Annotated in this window: 13 protein-coding genes; 9 read left to right on the top strand and 4 right to left on the bottom strand. The window is 71.1% G+C overall.

Features of this window, described 5'->3' with window-relative positions:
• The first annotated feature begins 43 nt into the window (after positions 1 to 43).
• Complete coding sequence (gene rlmN / locus HNR01_RS13920) at positions 44 to 1,321, top strand: dual-specificity RNA methyltransferase RlmN (protein WP_017485068.1); 1,278 nt, start codon at positions 44 to 46, stop codon at positions 1,319 to 1,321.
• A 45-nt stretch (positions 1,322 to 1,366) separates the two neighbouring features.
• On the opposite strand, the gene HNR01_RS13915 is transcribed toward rlmN, so the two are convergent.
• Positions 1,367 to 2,986 carry a phosphoenolpyruvate carboxykinase gene (locus tag HNR01_RS13915; protein WP_183668098.1) on the bottom strand — a complete coding sequence of 540 codons (1,620 nt, stop codon included), beginning with the start codon at positions 2,984 to 2,986 and terminating at the stop codon, positions 1,367 to 1,369.
• 312 nt (positions 2,987 to 3,298) lie between these two features.
• On the opposite strand from HNR01_RS13915, the gene recR reads away from it, so the two are divergent.
• From recR to truA, 7 genes are all read left to right on the top strand, one after another.
• On the top strand, positions 3,299 to 3,904 hold the full coding sequence (gene recR, locus HNR01_RS13910; RefSeq protein ID WP_183668097.1) for a recombination mediator RecR: 606 nt from the start codon (positions 3,299 to 3,301) through the stop codon (positions 3,902 to 3,904).
• Between the two features lie 91 nt (positions 3,905 to 3,995).
• Entirely contained in the window at positions 3,996 to 5,354 is a 1,359-nt protein-coding gene (locus HNR01_RS13905; RefSeq protein WP_312893344.1) for a glycosyltransferase family 87 protein, read from the top strand.
• A gap of 9 nt (positions 5,355 to 5,363) precedes the next feature.
• Entirely contained in the window at positions 5,364 to 6,737 is a 1,374-nt protein-coding gene (locus tag HNR01_RS13900) for an FAD-binding oxidoreductase (protein WP_183668096.1), read from the top strand.
• Positions 6,737 to 7,471 (top strand): SDR family oxidoreductase, encoded by a 735-nt coding sequence (locus tag HNR01_RS13895; protein ID WP_183668095.1) that lies wholly within the window; start codon positions 6,737 to 6,739, stop codon positions 7,469 to 7,471. Before HNR01_RS13900 ends, HNR01_RS13895 begins: the two co-directional genes overlap by 1 nt.
• Positions 7,472 to 7,583: 112 nt before the next feature.
• On the top strand, positions 7,584 to 8,099 hold the full coding sequence (locus HNR01_RS13890) for a peptide deformylase (protein WP_183668094.1): 516 nt from the start codon (positions 7,584 to 7,586) through the stop codon (positions 8,097 to 8,099).
• 9 nt (positions 8,100 to 8,108) lie between these two features.
• Positions 8,109 to 9,038 carry a methionyl-tRNA formyltransferase gene (fmt, locus tag HNR01_RS13885; protein WP_183668093.1) on the top strand — a complete coding sequence of 310 codons (930 nt, stop codon included), beginning with the start codon at positions 8,109 to 8,111 and terminating at the stop codon, positions 9,036 to 9,038.
• 13 nt (positions 9,039 to 9,051) lie between these two features.
• Positions 9,052 to 9,810 (top strand): tRNA pseudouridine(38-40) synthase TruA, encoded by a 759-nt coding sequence (gene truA, locus HNR01_RS13880; protein ID WP_017485075.1) that lies wholly within the window; start codon positions 9,052 to 9,054, stop codon positions 9,808 to 9,810.
• On the opposite strand, the gene dapE is transcribed toward truA, so the two are convergent.
• Entirely contained in the window at positions 9,795 to 10,970 is a 1,176-nt protein-coding gene (gene dapE, locus HNR01_RS13875) for a succinyl-diaminopimelate desuccinylase (RefSeq protein ID WP_183668092.1), read from the bottom strand. The two genes, truA and dapE, sit on opposite strands and share 16 nt — an antisense overlap.
• Before the next feature lie 261 nt (positions 10,971 to 11,231).
• Between dapE and HNR01_RS13870 the strand changes: the two genes are divergently transcribed.
• A complete protein-coding gene (locus tag HNR01_RS13870; protein WP_183668091.1) occupies positions 11,232 to 12,056 on the top strand; it encodes a HesA/MoeB/ThiF family protein in 825 nt (274 codons plus the stop codon).
• Here HNR01_RS13870 and HNR01_RS13865 read toward each other — a convergent pair.
• Both HNR01_RS13865 and pheT read right to left on the bottom strand, forming a co-directional pair.
• Entirely contained in the window at positions 12,004 to 12,879 is an 876-nt protein-coding gene (locus tag HNR01_RS13865; protein ID WP_183668090.1) for a DUF1186 domain-containing protein, read from the bottom strand. The genes HNR01_RS13870 and HNR01_RS13865 overlap by 53 nt on opposite strands.
• A gap of 27 nt (positions 12,880 to 12,906) precedes the next feature.
• Positions 12,907 to 15,330, bottom strand: a complete 2,424-nt coding sequence (gene pheT, locus HNR01_RS13860; RefSeq protein ID WP_183668089.1) for a phenylalanine--tRNA ligase subunit beta — start codon at positions 15,328 to 15,330, stop codon at positions 12,907 to 12,909.
• Positions 15,331 to 15,354: the final 24 nt, after the last annotated feature.

Below are 15,354 nucleotides of genomic sequence, written 5' to 3'. Positions count from 1 at the left end.
GCGCCTATATGGGAGCCGTTCCAGCTTCCTAAGGTCCTGAGCCATGGCGACGGCGTCGTTCGACTCCGCCCCGGGCGCACCGCGCGCCCTCCCCGCAATCGAGAAGGCCCCCGAGGTCACCGCCCTCTCGACCGTGCCCGGCCGCAAGGCCTCCCTCGTCGGCCTGACCCGCGAGGGGCTCAAGCAGGCGCTCATCGGCATCGGCGTGCCCGAGCGCGAGACGCGGATGCGGGTGAGCCAGATCTGGCACTGGCTCTACGTGCGCGGCGCCCGCGACTTTGCCGAGATGACCAATGTCGGCAAGGGGCTGAAGGCGCAGCTCGCGCAGCACTTCACCCTCGACCGGCCGGAGGTCGTCACCGAGCAGGTCTCGCGCGACGGCACCCGCAAGTGGCTGCTGCGCATGGCGCCCACCGGCGCACACGACCACAACCGCGGCGCCGAGATCGAGTGCGTCTACATCCCCGGCGACGATCGCGGCACGCTCTGCGTCTCGTCCCAGGTCGGCTGCACCCTCACCTGCTCGTTCTGCCACACCGGCACGCAGCGCCTCGTGCGCAACCTCTCGACCGCGGAGATCGTCGCGCAGCTCGTCGTCGCCCGCGACGCGCTCGGCGACTTCACCGGCCAGATGCCGGGCAAGGACGGGGGTGAGGCCGGCCGGCTCGTCACCAACATCGTGTTCATGGGCATGGGCGAGCCGCTCTACAATCTCGACGCGGTCATCGACGCCATCGCGGTGATGTCGGACCAGGAGGGCCTCGGCCTGTCGCGCCGGCGCATCACCGTCTCGACCTCCGGCGTGGTGCCGCAGATCGAGCGGCTGGGGCTCGAGGCCAACGCCATGCTGGCGATCTCGCTCCACGCCGTGCGCGACGAGCTGCGCGACGAGCTGGTGCCGCTGAACCGCAAGTACCCGATCGCGCAGCTGCTCGACGCCTGCCGCAACTATCCGGGCCTCAGCAACGCCCGGCGCATCACCTTCGAGTACGTGATGCTGAAAGGCGTCAACGATTCGGACGCCGATGCCCGCGCCCTGGTGCGGCTCCTGAAGGGCATCCCGGCCAAGATCAACCTGATCCCGTTCAACCCCTGGCCCGGCTCGAAATACGAGTGCTCGGACTGGGAGCGGATCGAGCGCTTCTCCGAGATCGTGTTCAACGCCGGCTACGCCTCGCCGGTGCGCACCCCGCGCGGGCGCGACATCCTCGCGGCCTGCGGCCAGCTCAAGAGCGAGACGGAGAAGCTGCGGGCGCGGGCCCGGATGATGCTCGAAGAGGGCATGGGCGCCGAGGCCGTCTACGCCGATCAGGTCGATTGAGGCCCTCGTTCCCTCCCCGCTCGCGCGGGGAGGGGCGGTGATCGCTCAGGCCGCGATCGGCGCGGTGACCGGCTCGGCGGCGCGCACGTCGGCATCGACGTGGTTCTCGAAGCGCTTGAAGTTCTCGCGGAACATCGTGACGAGGCGCGTGGCGGTCTCGGCGAACGCCGCCTTGTTGGTCCAGGTCTCGACCGGCGAGAGCACCTGCGTCTCGACGCCGGGCACCTCGACCGGCACCGAGAAGCCGAAATACGGGTCACGACGGAATTCGGTCTGCGCCAGCGAGCCGTCGAGCGCCGCCGAGAGCAGGCGGCGGGTGACGCGGATCGGCATGCGCCGCCCGGTGCCGACTCCGCCGCCGGTCCAGCCGGTATTGACGAGCCAGCAATCGACGCCGTGCTCGGCCATCAGCTCCCGCAGCAGGTTGCCGTAGACGCTCGGGTGGCGCGGCATGAACGGTGCGCCGAAACAGGTGGAGAAGGTCGCCTCCGGCGCGGTCAGGCCGCGCTCGGTTCCGGCCACCTTGGCGGTGTAGCCCGAGAGGAAGTGGTACATCGCCTCGGCGCCGGTGAGCTTGGCGATCGGCGGCATCACGCCGAAGGCGTCGCAGGTCAGCATCACGATGTTCTTCGGATGCCCGGCCCGGCCGGTGGCGCTGGCATTCGCGATGAAGTCGAGCGGGTAGGCGCAGCGGGTGTTTTCCGTGAGCGAGGCTTCGTCGAAGTCCGGCACGCGGGTGAGCGGGTCGATGACGACGTTCTCCATCACCGTGCCGAAGCGCTCGGTGGTGGCGTAGATCTCCGGCTCGGCGTTGCGCGAGAGCCGGATGGTCTTGGCGTAGCAGCCGCCCTCGAAGTTGAAGATGCCGTCCCGGCTCCAGCCGTGCTCGTCGTCGCCGATCAGCTGGCGCGAGGAATCGTTGGAGAGCGTGGTCTTGCCGGTGCCCGACAGGCCGAAGAACAGGGCCGAATCGCCGGTCTCATCGAGGCTGGCATTGGCCGAGCAGTGCATCGGCATCACGCCCGCGCCGGGAAGCACATAATTGAGGTAAGTGAAGACCGACTTCTTCATCTCGCCGGCATAGGCCGAGCCGCCGATCAGCACGATCTTCTGCGAGAAGTCGATGGCGATCACGGTCTTGGAGCGGCAGCCGTGCCGGGCCGGGTCGGCCTGGAAGCTCGGCAGGTCGATGATCGTCAGTTCCGGCACGTAACCGCTCAGCGCGTCGCGCTCCGGGCGGATCAGCAGGTTGCGGATGAACAGGGAGTGCCAGGCGAGCTCGGTATAGACCCGCGCCTGCACCCGGTGGGCCGGATCGGCGCCGCCGTAGAGATCCTGGGCGAACAGCTCCTTGCCCTGCGCATGAGCGCGGAAATCCTCGAGCAGGGTCGCGAACTGCTCCGGCGTGATCGAGCCGTTGTTGTCCCACCAGATCTCGTTCTCGGTGCCGGCGTCGCGCACCACGTACTTGTCCTTGGGCGAGCGGCCGGTATGGCTGCCGGTGGTCGCGACCAGCGCACCGCCGCGGGCGAGCTGCGCCTCGCCGCGGCGCAGGGCCTCCTCGTAGAGGCGGGGCGCTTCGAGGTTCCAGTGCACGGCGGCGAGATCGGTCAGGCCGATCGCCTCCGGACCGTGGGCCGCGTTGAATTCGCCGATGGTCTTCACGGGTACTTCCTCCCTCACGGCCCCTGATCGCGCCGTCGCGCCGGTCTGTCCGGCTGTTTCGCGTGTTCTGGCGGGGCGTCCGTGCGGTCGGTCAGGGCCGCCGCACGCAGGTTCACCGCCCCGCCCTCAATGGATCGGTCTCCGGCTTGGCCGTCAACTAATCCTTGGTATGGGTTCAAATAAAATTTGCACGCCGGCTCTTCATGGGACGGCCGGGCTGTCGCGATCCTGAACGGGCAAAATCCCGGCGGAAGGCTTATGTGAGGGCGTGCGCCCGCCGCCCTTCCTCAGCCACAGCCGTATCGTCCCCGCATGCCCCAAGCCGTCGCCGGCCCCGAGATCGAGCGCCTGATCCAGCTTCTGGGACGGATGCCGGGCCTCGGGCCCCGCTCCGCCCGCCGCGCCGCGCTCCAGCTCATCAAGAAGCGCGAGACCCTGCTCGCCCCCCTGGCCGACGCGATGCGGATCGCGGCCGAGCGCATCGTCGTCTGCCGCTCCTGCGGCAACCTCGATACCAGCGAGCCCTGCACGATCTGCCGGGACGAGACGCGCGATCCCACCACCCTCGTCGTGGTCGAGGACGTCTCCGATCTCTGGGCGCTGGAGCGCTCAGGGGCGGTCAAGGCGCGCTACCATGTGCTCGGCGGCGTGCTCTCGGCGCTGGACGGCGTGCGGCCCGAGCACCTCACCATCGGCCGCCTCGTGGAGCGGGCGAGCGAGCCGGGAGTGAAGGAGATCATCCTGGCGCTGAACGCCACCGTCGATGGCCAGACCACGGCCCACTACGTCACCGAATCGCTCAAGCCTCTCGGATTGACGATCACGCGCCTCGCCCACGGCGTGCCGGTCGGCGGCGAGCTCGATTACCTCGACGAGGGCACGCTGACGGCGGCGATCCGCAGCCGCACGGCGTTCTGAGGACGGTCTTCGCGCAAACGAAGCCGGCCTTTCCTGAAGGCTGGGCGCTCTTGGCTCGGAAGGAACCCGTAACGGCTTCTTAAATCGCGCCGTGACAAGTCTGGTCGCGGACCGGCGCGGCTGTGCCGAAGACAGTCTTTCCCGCACCGACCGCCTCGGCTCGACCATGATGGATCTCCGACCGGAACAAGATCCGGGCCGCGCACCGAGACTTCACGAGAGGCTGGCCACGCCCTTCGTGGTGCGGATGCTCCTCCTGAGCCTCGCCGCGGTCATGCTCAGCAAGGCGCTGCGCTACGCCGGGCTTCTTCCCGCCCAGGAACTGACGGATTTCGACGCCTTCCACATCGCCGGCCGGATGGTGTGGCGGGGCGATATCGCCCAGGCCTACCATCTCCCGGCCCTGCTGGAGGCGCAGCAGGCGCTCACCGGCGATCAGGCCTTCCTGCCCTGGACCTATCCGCCGCCCTTCAACCTCGTGGTGGCGGCCCTCGCCCCCCTGCCGATCGGCCTCGCCTACCTCGTCTTCGCCGGCGCGACCCTCGCGGCCTACCTGCTCGTCCTGCGCCGGATCGCCGGCCCGCTTTTCGCCACGGTCATCGTCGCGCTCGCGCCGGCCCTGTTCGTCGCGGTGGCCGGCGGCCAGAACGGCTTTCTCACGGGCACGCTGATCGGGCTGGCCAGCCTGGGGCTCCTCGGCGAGCGGACGCTGGCCGGCCTGCCGCTCGGTCTGATGGTGATCAAGCCGCATCTCGCGGTCGGCCTCGCGGTCGGCGCCCTCGTGCTGCGCCGCTGGCGATGCCTCGCGCTGGTCGCCGCGACGGCCGCGCTCGCCCTGGCCCTCTCCACCGCCGTGCTCGGCCCCGCGATCTGGCCGGCCTTCCTCGGCGGCGTCGACGAGGCCAAGGCGTTTCTGGCCGCGGGCGCCTACCCGCTCTTTCGGATGGTCTCGGTCTATGCCTGGCTGCGCAGCCTCGATCTGCCGGCCGCCCTGGCGCTCGCCGCACAGGGCGCGACCGCGGTCGCGGTTCTCGGCCTGATCCCGCTCGCCCTCTGGAAGGGGATGCCGCGGCGGCAGGTCGTCGGTCTCGCCGTGCTGGCGAGCCTGTTCGTCAGCCCCTACGCCTACGACTACGACCTGCCGCTCTACGGCGTCGCCCTCGCCCTGCTGCTGCCGGACCTCCTCCGGCAGGCGCGCCGCGGGGAGACGCTTGTCCTGCTCGGTCTCGGCTGGATCGTGGGCGGCTACGGCCTCGCGGCGACGCCGCTGCATGGGGGGCTGGATGGAACGGCCCTGACATTCCCCGTCGGAATCTCGCTGGCTGCCCCGCCCTTCCTTCTCCTGCTCGCGCTGATCTGGCGCATCCTGCGCCGGGAGCAGGCTGCGACCACGACCGTGACCGCTGCGGTCGGGACCGGGGTCGGGCCGGCCGGTCCGGTCCCCGCCTGAGGGTCGGTCATGCTCGCGACCCCTGCCCTCGCCGAAGCCGGCCCGGAGGCGCAAAGCCTGCGCACGCTCTCCGGCTGGGGCCGCTATCCCCGCGCGGCCAGCGAGATCCTGGCGGCCGATGCGCCCGGGACCCTGCCCATGCTCCTGCGTGGCCGGCGCGGCGTGATCGCCCGCGGTGCCGGCCGCGCCTATGGCGACGCGGCCGTCGGCCAGCGCACCACGGTCCTGACCGGCGCCCTCGACCGGCTGCGCGGCTTCGATCCCGCCACCGGGCGGCTGCGGGCCGAGGCCGGCGTGACGCTGGCCGACATCGTCCGCACCTTCCTGCCGCGGGGCTTCTTCCCGCCGGTCGTGCCCGGCACGCAGTTCGTGACGCTGGGCGGGATGATCGCCTCCGACGTCCACGGCAAGAACCACCACCGCGAGGGCGGCTTCGGCGCCCATGTCGAGGCCCTGACCCTGCTGACGCCCGACGGCGTCCCGCGCCGCTGCTCGCGCGACCAGAACCCCGATCTCTTCGCCCTCACGCTCGGCGGGATGGGGCTGACCGGCACGATCCTCGACGCGACCTTCCGCCTGCGGCCGGTGGAGAGCGGCTGGATCTGCCAGCAGACCCGCGTCGCCGCCGACCTTTCGGCGATGCTGCGGGCGCTGGAGGAGGACGACGCGGCGACCTACTCGGTCGCCTGGATCGACTGCCTCGCCCGCGGGGCCTCCCTCGGACGCGGCCTCGTCTATCGCGGCGAGCATGCCGGCCGGCAGGCCTGCCTCGCTGCCGGACGCGACCCGTTTCCGATCCCGGCCCACGGTCGGCTCACGGTGCCGCCGGGATTGCCGGCCTGGACCCTGAACCGCGCCTCGGTCACGGCCTTCAACGCGCTGTACTTCCGGCGCGGGGCGGCGGCCGGCGCCTCGGGCCTCGTGCCGTGGCACAGCTACTTCTTCCCCCTCGACGGGCTCGCGGCCTGGAACCGCCTCTACGGGGCGCGCGGATTCGTGCAGCACCAATGCGTCGTGCCCCGGCGCGGTGCCGAAGCCGTGCTGTCCGGGATGCTCGACCGGGTCGCCCGCCTCGGCACCGCCTCGCCGCTGGCGGTGCTCAAGCGGCTCGGTCCCGGCGGCGGCGGGCTGTCCTTCCCGATCGACGGCTACACCCTGGCCCTCGACCTGCCGGCGAACGCGGCGACCTTCGCCCTGCTCGACGAACTCGACCGGAGCGTCGTCGCCGCGGGTGGACGGCTCTACCTCGCCAAGGATGCCCGGCAGAGCCGCGAGACCTTCGAGGCGGGCTACCCGGCCCTCCCCACCTTCCGAGATCTCCGCCGGCAGCTCGGCGCCGAAGGAGTGCTCGCCTCCCGCCTCTCCGTGCGCCTGGGAATGTGATGGCCGGAACCCTGCTCCTCGTCGGGGCCACCTCCGATATCGGCCACGCCGTGGCCGCGCGCTACGCGCAGGCCGGCTGGCGCATCCTGCTGGCGGCGCGCGACCCGGAGCGGGCGCAGCGCAACGCCGACGACCTCGTCGCGCGCCACCGGGCCGAGGTCGGGCTGCTGCGCCTCGACATCCTCGAGACGGACTCCTTCGCAGCATGGCTCGACGGGCTGCCGGCGCTGCCCGACACCGTGGTCTGCGCGGTCGGCGAGCTCGGCGACCAGGGGCGGGCCGAGGTCGATCCCACCCATGCCGAGGGGGTGATGCGGACGAATTTCCTGGGACCATCCCTGCTGCTCGGCCTCATCGCCGAGCGTTTCGCCGCGCGTGGAAGCGGCGCCATTGTCGGGATCAGTTCGGTGGCCGGCGACCGCGGCCGCGGCTCGAACTACGTCTACGGCGCCGGCAAGGCCGGCTTCACCGCCTTCCTCTCCGGTCTGCGCAACCGCCTGGCCAAGAGCGGGGTGCGGGTGGTGACGGTGAAGCCGGGCTTCGTGCGCACCCGGATGACCCGCGGCCTGCGCCTGCCGCCCCTCCTGACCGGCGAGCCCTCCGAGGTCGGGCAGGCGGTCTACGCCGCCGCGCAAGGGGGCGGCGATGTCGTCTACGTGCGCAAGATCTGGCGCCTCGTCATGGCGGTGATCGCAGCGATCCCCGAACCCGTCTTCAAGCGCCTGAATCTCTGACCGCGCACCGTCCGTCGGCATTTGACCGTCCCCGCGCCGCCGCCTATCTCCGGCTGAGGGACGCGTTTTCGCACGCGTTCGAACTCCCCTACCCATTTTCGGCCCGGAAGCCATGACCGTCCGCCCTCTCGTCATCCTGCCCGATGCGCAGCTGCGCCTCATCTCCGAGACGGTCAGCGCGGTCACCGACGAGATCCGCACGCTCGCCCGCGACATGATCGAGACGATGTACGACGCCCCCGGCGTCGGGCTCGCTGCGATCCAGATCGGTGTGGCCAAGCGTGTCGTCACCATCGACACCTCGAAGGACGAGAACGCGAAGAACCCGACCGTCTACATCAACCCGGAGATCGTCTGGTCTTCGGAAGAGAAGCGGGTCTACGACGAGGGCTGCCTCTCGATCCCCGAATTCTACGGCGAGGTCGAGCGGCCGGACCGCGTCCGGGTGCGCTACATGACCCTCGACGGCGAGACGGTGGAGCAGGAGGCCGACGGCCTGCTCGCCACCTGCCTCCAGCACGAGATCGACCATCTTAACGGCGTGCTGTTCATCGACCACCTGTCGAAGCTCAAGCGCGACCGGGTGATGAAGAAGTTCGCCAAGGCGGCCAAGCGCGACGCCGCCTGACGGGATCCGATGCGCATCGTCTTCATGGGGACACCGGACTTTGCCGTCCCCACCCTGGACCGTCTCCACGCCGACGGCCACTCCCTTGCGGCCGTCTATACCCGCGCCCCGGCCAAGGCCGGCCGCGGCATGGCGCTCAAGCCCTCGCCCGTTCATGCCCGCGCCGAGGCGCTCGGCATCCCCGTGCTGACGCCGGCGACGCTGAAAAGCGGGGAGGCCGCCGAGACCTTCGCCGGGCACGGGGCGGAGGTCGCGGTCGTCGTCGCCTACGGCATGCTGCTGCCGCAAACGATCCTCGACGCGCCGCGCTTCGGCTGCCTCAACCTGCACGGCTCGCTGCTGCCGCGCTGGCGCGGGGCGGCGCCGATCCAGCGGGCGGTGATGGCGGGCGATGCCGAGAGCGGCGTCGGCGTGATGCGGATGGAGGCCGGGCTCGATACCGGGCCGGTGGCGATGGAGGCGCGGGTTCCGATCTCCGAGGGCATGACCGCGGGCGAGCTGCACGACGCGCTGATGCCGCTCGGGGCCGACCTGATGGGGCGGGCGATCCGGGCGCTGGGGCGGGACGGCCTGACCTTCACGCCGCAGTCCGAGGAGGGTGTGGTCTACGCCCACAAGATCACCAACGAAGAGGCACGGATCGACTGGTCGCGCCCAGCGGCGGAGGTCGCGCGCCACATCAACGGGCTGTCGCCGTTTCCGGGCGCCTATTTCGAGGCCGATCTCGGCAAGGGACCGGAGCGCGTGAAGGTGCTGCGGGCGCTTGCCCATGATGGCTCCGGCGCGCCGGGCACGCTGCTCGACGCTGCCTGCACCGTGGCCTGCGGCACCGGCGCGGTGCGGCTTCTCGAACTGCGCCGGGCCGGCAAGGGCGGGGTCGCCACGGGCGAAGACTTCCTGCGCGGGGCGCGGCTGGCGGCGGGAGCGTCCTTCGCGTGAGCGCGCACGCCTGATGCCCCGCTACAAGCTCGTCATCGAGTATGACGGCGGACCGTTCTGCGGCTGGCAGCGGCAGGCCGACGACCCGACCGTGCAGGCGGCGATCGAGACCGCCGTCACCCGCTTCTCCGGCGAGGCGGTGCGGCTGACCTGTGCCGGCCGCACCGATGCGGGCGTGCACGCGATCCATCAGGTCGCCCATCTCGACCTCGCCAAGGACTGGCGCACCGACACCGTGCGCGACGCGCTCAACGCGCATCTGCGCCCGCAGCCGGTCTCCATCCTCTCGGCCGAGGTCGTCACACAGGCGTTCGACGCGCGGCATTCGGCAATCCGCCGCCACTACCGCTACCGCATCCTCAACCGGCGCAGCCCCTCCGCGCTCACCCGCGCCCATGTCTGGCACGTGCCCTGGCCACTCGATGCCAACCTGATGCACGCCGCTGCGCAGCGCCTCCTCGGACGCCACGACTTTTCCGCCTTCCGTGCTGCCGAATGTCAGGCGAACTCGCCCGTGCGCACGCTCGAACAGCTCGACGTGACGCGCCAGCCCATGGGCCTCTTCGAGGAGATCGTGATCGCGACCTCGGCCCGCTCCTTCCTGCATCATCAGGTGCGGGCCATGGCCGGCACGCTGATGCTCGCCGGCTGCGGTCGCCTCTCCGCCGACGACGTGGCGGAGATCTTGGCGACCAGGGCCAAGCATCGCTGCGGCCCGCTGGCGCCGGCCTGCGGGCTGACCTTCGTCGGCGTGGACTACGACGGGAAGTAGGCCGACAGCACCCGCCCGTAGATCGCGGTCAGCCGGTCGAGATCCGCCACCGCCACCCGCTCGTCGGTCTCGTGCATGGTCCGCCCGACGAGCCCGAACTCGATCACCGGGCAGGCATCCTTGATGAAGCGCGCGTCCGAGGTGCCGCCCGTGGTCGAGAGCGCCGGGCGCCGTCCGGTCTCGGCCTCGATCGCCCCCGCCACGAGATCGACGAAGGCGTCGGGCTGGGTCAGGAAGGCGGGAGAATTCGAGGGCTGGAGGTCGAGGCTGAAGCGCACCGCGTTGCCGGCCGCCGCCTCCAGGCGCCGCCGGATCTCGGCGCCGAGCGAGTCCGCCGTCCAGTCGTCGTTGAAGCGCACGTTGAACACGGCTCTCGCCGAGGCCGGGATCACGTTGGTGGCGGGGTTGCCGACATCGACCGTCGTGAATTCGAGGTTCGAGGCGTCGAAATGCGCGGTGCCGTCGTCGAGCGGCTCGGCGACCAAGGCCGAGGCGAGGCGAAGCAGGCCGGGGATCGGGTTCTCAGCCCGGTGCGGATAGGCGACGTGGCCCTGGCGCCCGTGCACGGTGATGCGCCCCGTGAGCGAGCCGCGCCGGCCGATCTTGATCATCTCGCCGAGCGTTTCCGGATTCGTCGGCTCGCCGAGCAGGCAATGGTCGAAGCGCTCCCCCCGGGCGCGCGCCCAATCCAGCAGCTTGACGGTGCCGTTGACCGCCGGCCCCTCCTCGTCGCCGGTGACGAGGAAGGCGATGGAGCCGCCGAAATCCGGTCCGTGCCGGTCGAGAAAGGCCAGCGTCGCGGCGAGCATGCAGGCGATGCCGCCCTTCATGTCCACGGCGCCGCGGCCGTACAGGAAGCCGTCCGCGACCTCCCCGGAGAACGGCCCGTGGGTCCAGGACGTGACCTCGCCCGGCGGCACCACGTCGGTATGGCCGGCGAAGACGAGAACTGGCTCTGCCGTGCCGATCCGCGCGTAGAGGTTCTCGATGGCCGGCGTGCCGGGCTCGGAGAAGACGGGGCGCTCGACGGAGAAGCCCGCACGCGAGAGAACGTCCGTCAGGAACGACAGCGCGCCGCCCTCCTCCGGGGTGACGGAGGGGCAGCGGATCAGCGCCTGGGCGAGGGCGAGGGGGGTGGTGTCGGACAAGGGCGGCCCCATGGCTCGGATGGACGGCTCCTCCCATTCTGTCCCTCATCCTGAGGTGCCCGCGTCAGCGGGCCTCGAAGGATCCTCCGGAATCCGCGCGATTCCCGGAGCACCCTTCGAGGCCTTCGCTACGCTCCGGCACCGCAGGATGAGGGATTGGGACGGGAAGCAGCGACTCGTCGTCGAAGCGCGAGCCGTAACACGGGCCTGCCCTTCGCGCAGCAGAGCCGCCGCCGCTTCCGCTACCCGCCCGAGGCGCCTACATGGCTTGGCATGGCCCTCTCCTCCGAAGAAGTCGAACGCTACGCCCGCCACCTCGTCCTGCGCGAGGTGGGCGGCCCCGGTCAGGCCCGGCTGAAGGCCGGGCGCGTGCTCGTCATCGGCGCGGGCGGGCTCGGCGCGCCGCTGATCCAGTATCTGGCCGCCGCCGGCATCGGCACGATCGGCATCGTCGACGACGACACCGTCTCGCTCTCGAACCTGCAGCGGCAGGTCATCCACGGCACGCCGGATGTCGGCCGGCCGAAGGTCGAGAGCGCGGCCGACGCCGTCGGCCGGCTCAACCCGCATGTGCGCGTCGAAATTCATCCCTGCCGCCTGACGCCGGAGAACGCCCCGGCCCTGCTCGCGGATTACGATCTCGTCGCCGACGGTTCGGACAATTTTTCGACCCGCTACGCCGTCTCGGACGCGTGCTTTGCCGGCAAAAAGCCGTTGGTGACGGCGGCGCTCGGCGCCTTCGATGGCTCGCTCACCACGATCCGCGCTCATGAGACCGGCCCTGACGGGCGGCCGAATCCGACCTATCGCTGCCTGTTCCCGAGCCCGCCGCCGCCGGGCAGCGTCGCCCCCTGCGCCGAGGCCGGGGTGCTCGGCGCGCTCGCAGGCGTGATGGGTTCGCTGATGGCGATGGAGGTGATCCGGGCGCTGGCCGGCTTCGGCGAGCCCCTGGTCGGGCGGCTACTGATGGTGGATGCCCGCTCGATGCGGTTCGAGACGCTGCACTATGCCTGGGATCCGGACAACCCGTTGAACGGGGATGGGGTCAGGACTGGCCCGGCAGTCGAACCGGCGGGGCACCCGCCTCAGCCGCGTTGAGGCAGCACTTCTTGTACTTCTTGCCCGAGCCGCAGGGGCAGGGATCGTTGCGCCCGATATCCTTGAACGGGTTCTTGACCGGCTGGCCGTAGGATTCCGCGGTCCAGGCGAGTGCGGCCACCGGATCGTCGAGATAGCAGTAGCGGTGGGCATCGAAGGCCCCGAGATCCGGCGGCTCGGCGCTGGCCTGCCTGAGCGCCTTGCGGAACCAAGGCAGGTCGCTGAACTCGTCGGTGATGCGCCCGTCCCGCCGAGCCGCCTCCACCCGTGGGGCGAGACCGGTCAGGCCGAGATAGGCGACCGTTTCCTCCCAGCCGATCCAGGCGGGGGCTTCCTCGACCGCCGCCCGCGCCTCGTCGAAGCGCACCAGCAGGGCTTCCGCCTCGGCGAGGGGAATCCGGCCCTGCCGCGTCAGGAAGCCCAGCGCGTTGAAGGCCGAATTGCGCAGGAAGTCGTCGGCGGTGCTGTCGAGGATCAGCCGGGTGAGCGCCCCGGTGTCGCCGTCGAAGGTGGAGGCGATCACTGCCGGCAGGGTCTCGGTCGCGGCGTCGCCGAGAAGCCCGTCGACCGCCTCGCCGTCCTGGCGCATCAGACGCATCAGAGGCGGGAAGACCCGCGTGTCGCGCGCGGCCGCCAGAGCGTGCAGCCCCCAGAACAGGAGGTTGGTCTCCTCGTCCTCGATCGCGTCGGCATCCTCCGCCGCCCGCTCGAGGAGGGCGAGAACCGGTTCGGCGACCGTCTCGGGGTTCCGGGCGGCGCGCTTCAGGGCCTCGGCCGGGAGATGGGTCTCCTCGGTCAGGACCGCGACGAGTTCCGCATCCATGGCCACCTCTCCCTCGATCGGCCTCGGTCAGGACCGAAGCGTCGCCCCGGTCTTCTTCGACACCTCGGCGACGATCCGGGCGCTCACCGCCTCGATCTCAGCATCGGTGAGCGTGCGCTCGGAGGGCTGAAGCCGCACCGCGACCGCGACCGACTTCGATCCTTCCGGGATGCCGGCGCCCTCGTAGAGGTCGAACACCTCGACGCCGGTGATCATCTTGCGCTCGGCGCCTTGCGCCGCCTTCAGGATGTCGGCGGCGGGCACGTCGCGGGGGACGACGAAGGCGAAGTCGCGGGAGATCGCCTGGAGGTCGGAGAGCGCCAGCGCGGGCTTCGCCTTGGTCGGGCGGTGGCGCGGCAGCGGCAGGGCGTCGAGGGTGATCTCGAAGGCCACCAGCGTGCCCTTGAGGTCCATCGCCTTCAGGAGCCGCGGATGCGGCTCGCCAAAATGGCCGACGACGTTCTTGGGGCCGAACTGCAGCGTGCCCGAGCGGCCGGGATGCAGCCAGTCGGGGCCTCCGGCCACGATCTGGAGCCCGCCGGTCGGCACGCCGAGTGCGGCGAGCAGCGCCAGCGCGTCGGCCTTCGCCTCGAACGCATCGACGGCCTCCGCGGCCCCGCTCCAGTGGCGGCCGGCGCCGGCATGCCGGGCGGTGCCGCGGCGCAGGCCGGCGGCGCGCAGGGATTGGCCCTCCGGCTCGTCGCTGGCGAAGCACTGGCCGACCTCGAACAGGGCGGTGTCGGGGAAGCCGCGGTCGGCATTGCGCTGCGCCGCCCGCAGCAGGCCGGGCACGAGGCTCGGGCGCATGTCGGAGAGGTCGGCGGCGATGGGGTTGGCGAGCGCCAGATCCGGCTTGCCGCCGCCGAACAACGTCGCGTCCTCGTGCGGGATGAAGGAATAGGTCACCGCCTCCAGCATGCCGCGGGTCGCCAGCGCCCGCTTGGCGAGACGCCCGCGCCGCTGCAGCACGGTCAGCATCGGCTCGACCGCGACCGTCTCGATCCGCGGCAGCGGCTTCGGCTCGATCCGGTCGAGGCCGGCGATGCGCACGATCTCCTCGACGAGGTCGGCCTTGCCCTCCACGTCCGGCCGCCAGGACGGCGGCAGCACTTTTACGCGATCACCCGAGCCGGAGATGTGGAAGCCGAGCGACTCCAGGGTCACCTTCATCTCGGCCCGCGACAGCTCGATGCCGGCGAGCCGCCGCACCTCGGTCCAGGGGAAGTCGATGACGCGGTCGAGATCCGGAATCTCGCCGGCGATGGTGGCTTCGCTCGGGCTACCGCCGCACAGGTCGACCACGAGGCGGGTGGCGAGGTCGAGCCCCGGCAGGGCGAAAGCCGGATCGACGCCGCGCTCGAAGCGGTAGCGGGCGTCAGTGATGATGCCGAGGCGCCGGCCGGTGCGGGCGATGTTGCGCGGATCCCAGAGGGCCGATTCGATCAGCACGTCGGTGGTGCTCTCGTCGCAGCCCGAGGCTTCACCGCCCATGATGCCGCCGATCGACTCGACACCGTTGGCGTCGGCGATGACCACCGTGTCGGAATCGAGCCGATAGGTCTTGCCGTCGAGCGCCACGAGGCTCTCGCCCTCCGCGGCCCGGCGCACGGTGAGCCCGCCCGCGACCTTCTTCGCGTCGAAGACGTGCAGCGGCCGGCCGCGGTCGAAGGTCATGTAGTTGGTGATGTCGACGAGCGCGTTGATCGGGCGCAGGCCGATCGCCCGCAGGCGCTTCTGCATCCATTCGGGCGAGGGGCCGTTCTTGACTCCGCGCACGAGGCGAAGCGCGAAGAGCGGGCAGAGGCCGCGGTCATGCGCGTCGAACTGCAGCGTGACGGAGGTCGGGCAGGCGCCTTCGCCACGCACCGGCGGCATCGGCTCGCGCTTGAGAGTGCCGATGCCGGTGGCGGCGAGATCGCGGGCGATGCCGTGGATCGAGGCGCAGTCCGAGCGGTTCGGCGTCAGGTTGATCTCGATCACCGGGTCGTCGAGTCCGGCCCAGAGCGCGTAGGGCGTGCCGACCGGCGCGTCGGCAGGCAGGTCGAGAATGCCGTCATGGTCCTCGCTGAGGCCCAGCTCCGCCCCGGAGCAGAGCATGCCGCGGCTCTCGACGCCCCGGATCGTGCCGACCGAGAGGGTGATGTCCTTCCCCGGCACGTAGGTGCCGGGGGGCGCGAAGACCGAGAGCATACCGGTGCGCGCGTTCGGCGCGCCGCACACGACCTGGAGCGGCTGGCCGTCGCCGGCATCGACCTGGCAGACCCGAAGGCGGTCGGCATTGGGGTGCTGCTCGGCCGAGATCACCCGGGCGATGACGTAGGGACGGAGCGCGGCGGCCTTGTCCTCGACGCCTTCGACCTCGAGGCCGATCCGCGTCAGCGTCTCGCTGATCGCGTCGAGCGAGGCCTCGATGTCGAGGTGGTCCTTGAGCCAGGAGAGGGTGAATTTCATCTCAGAACATCCTCGCGGCCGCCG

This window comes from Methylorubrum rhodesianum (assembly GCF_014199985.1).
GTDB lineage: Bacteria > Pseudomonadota > Alphaproteobacteria > Rhizobiales > Beijerinckiaceae > Methylobacterium > Methylobacterium rhodesianum.
Note: the sequence above shows the minus strand (reverse complement) of the source record. Positions and strands in the feature narration are given on the sequence as shown.

Bases quoted from the DNA above. Each gene is read 5' to 3' on its own strand.
- rlmN (WP_017485068.1), top strand. From the start codon at position 44: ATGGCGACGGCGTCGTTCGACTCCGCCCCGGGCGCACCGCGCGCCCTC.
- recR (WP_183668097.1), top strand. From the start codon at position 3,299: ATGCCCCAAGCCGTCGCCGGCCCCGAGATCGAGCGCCTGATCCAGCTT.
- HNR01_RS13900 (WP_183668096.1), top strand. From the start codon at position 5,364: ATGCTCGCGACCCCTGCCCTCGCCGAAGCCGGCCCGGAGGCGCAAAGC.
- HNR01_RS13895 (WP_183668095.1), top strand. From the start codon at position 6,737: ATGGCCGGAACCCTGCTCCTCGTCGGGGCCACCTCCGATATCGGCCAC.
- HNR01_RS13890 (WP_183668094.1), top strand. From the start codon at position 7,584: ATGACCGTCCGCCCTCTCGTCATCCTGCCCGATGCGCAGCTGCGCCTC.
- fmt (WP_183668093.1), top strand. From the start codon at position 8,109: ATGCGCATCGTCTTCATGGGGACACCGGACTTTGCCGTCCCCACCCTG.
- truA (WP_017485075.1), top strand. From the start codon at position 9,052: ATGCCCCGCTACAAGCTCGTCATCGAGTATGACGGCGGACCGTTCTGC.
- dapE (WP_183668092.1), bottom strand. From the start codon at position 10,970: ATGGGGCCGCCCTTGTCCGACACCACCCCCCTCGCCCTCGCCCAGGCG.
- HNR01_RS13870 (WP_183668091.1), top strand. From the start codon at position 11,232: ATGGCCCTCTCCTCCGAAGAAGTCGAACGCTACGCCCGCCACCTCGTC.
- HNR01_RS13865 (WP_183668090.1), bottom strand. From the start codon at position 12,879: ATGGATGCGGAACTCGTCGCGGTCCTGACCGAGGAGACCCATCTCCCG.
- pheT (WP_183668089.1), bottom strand. From the start codon at position 15,330: ATGAAATTCACCCTCTCCTGGCTCAAGGACCACCTCGACATCGAGGCC.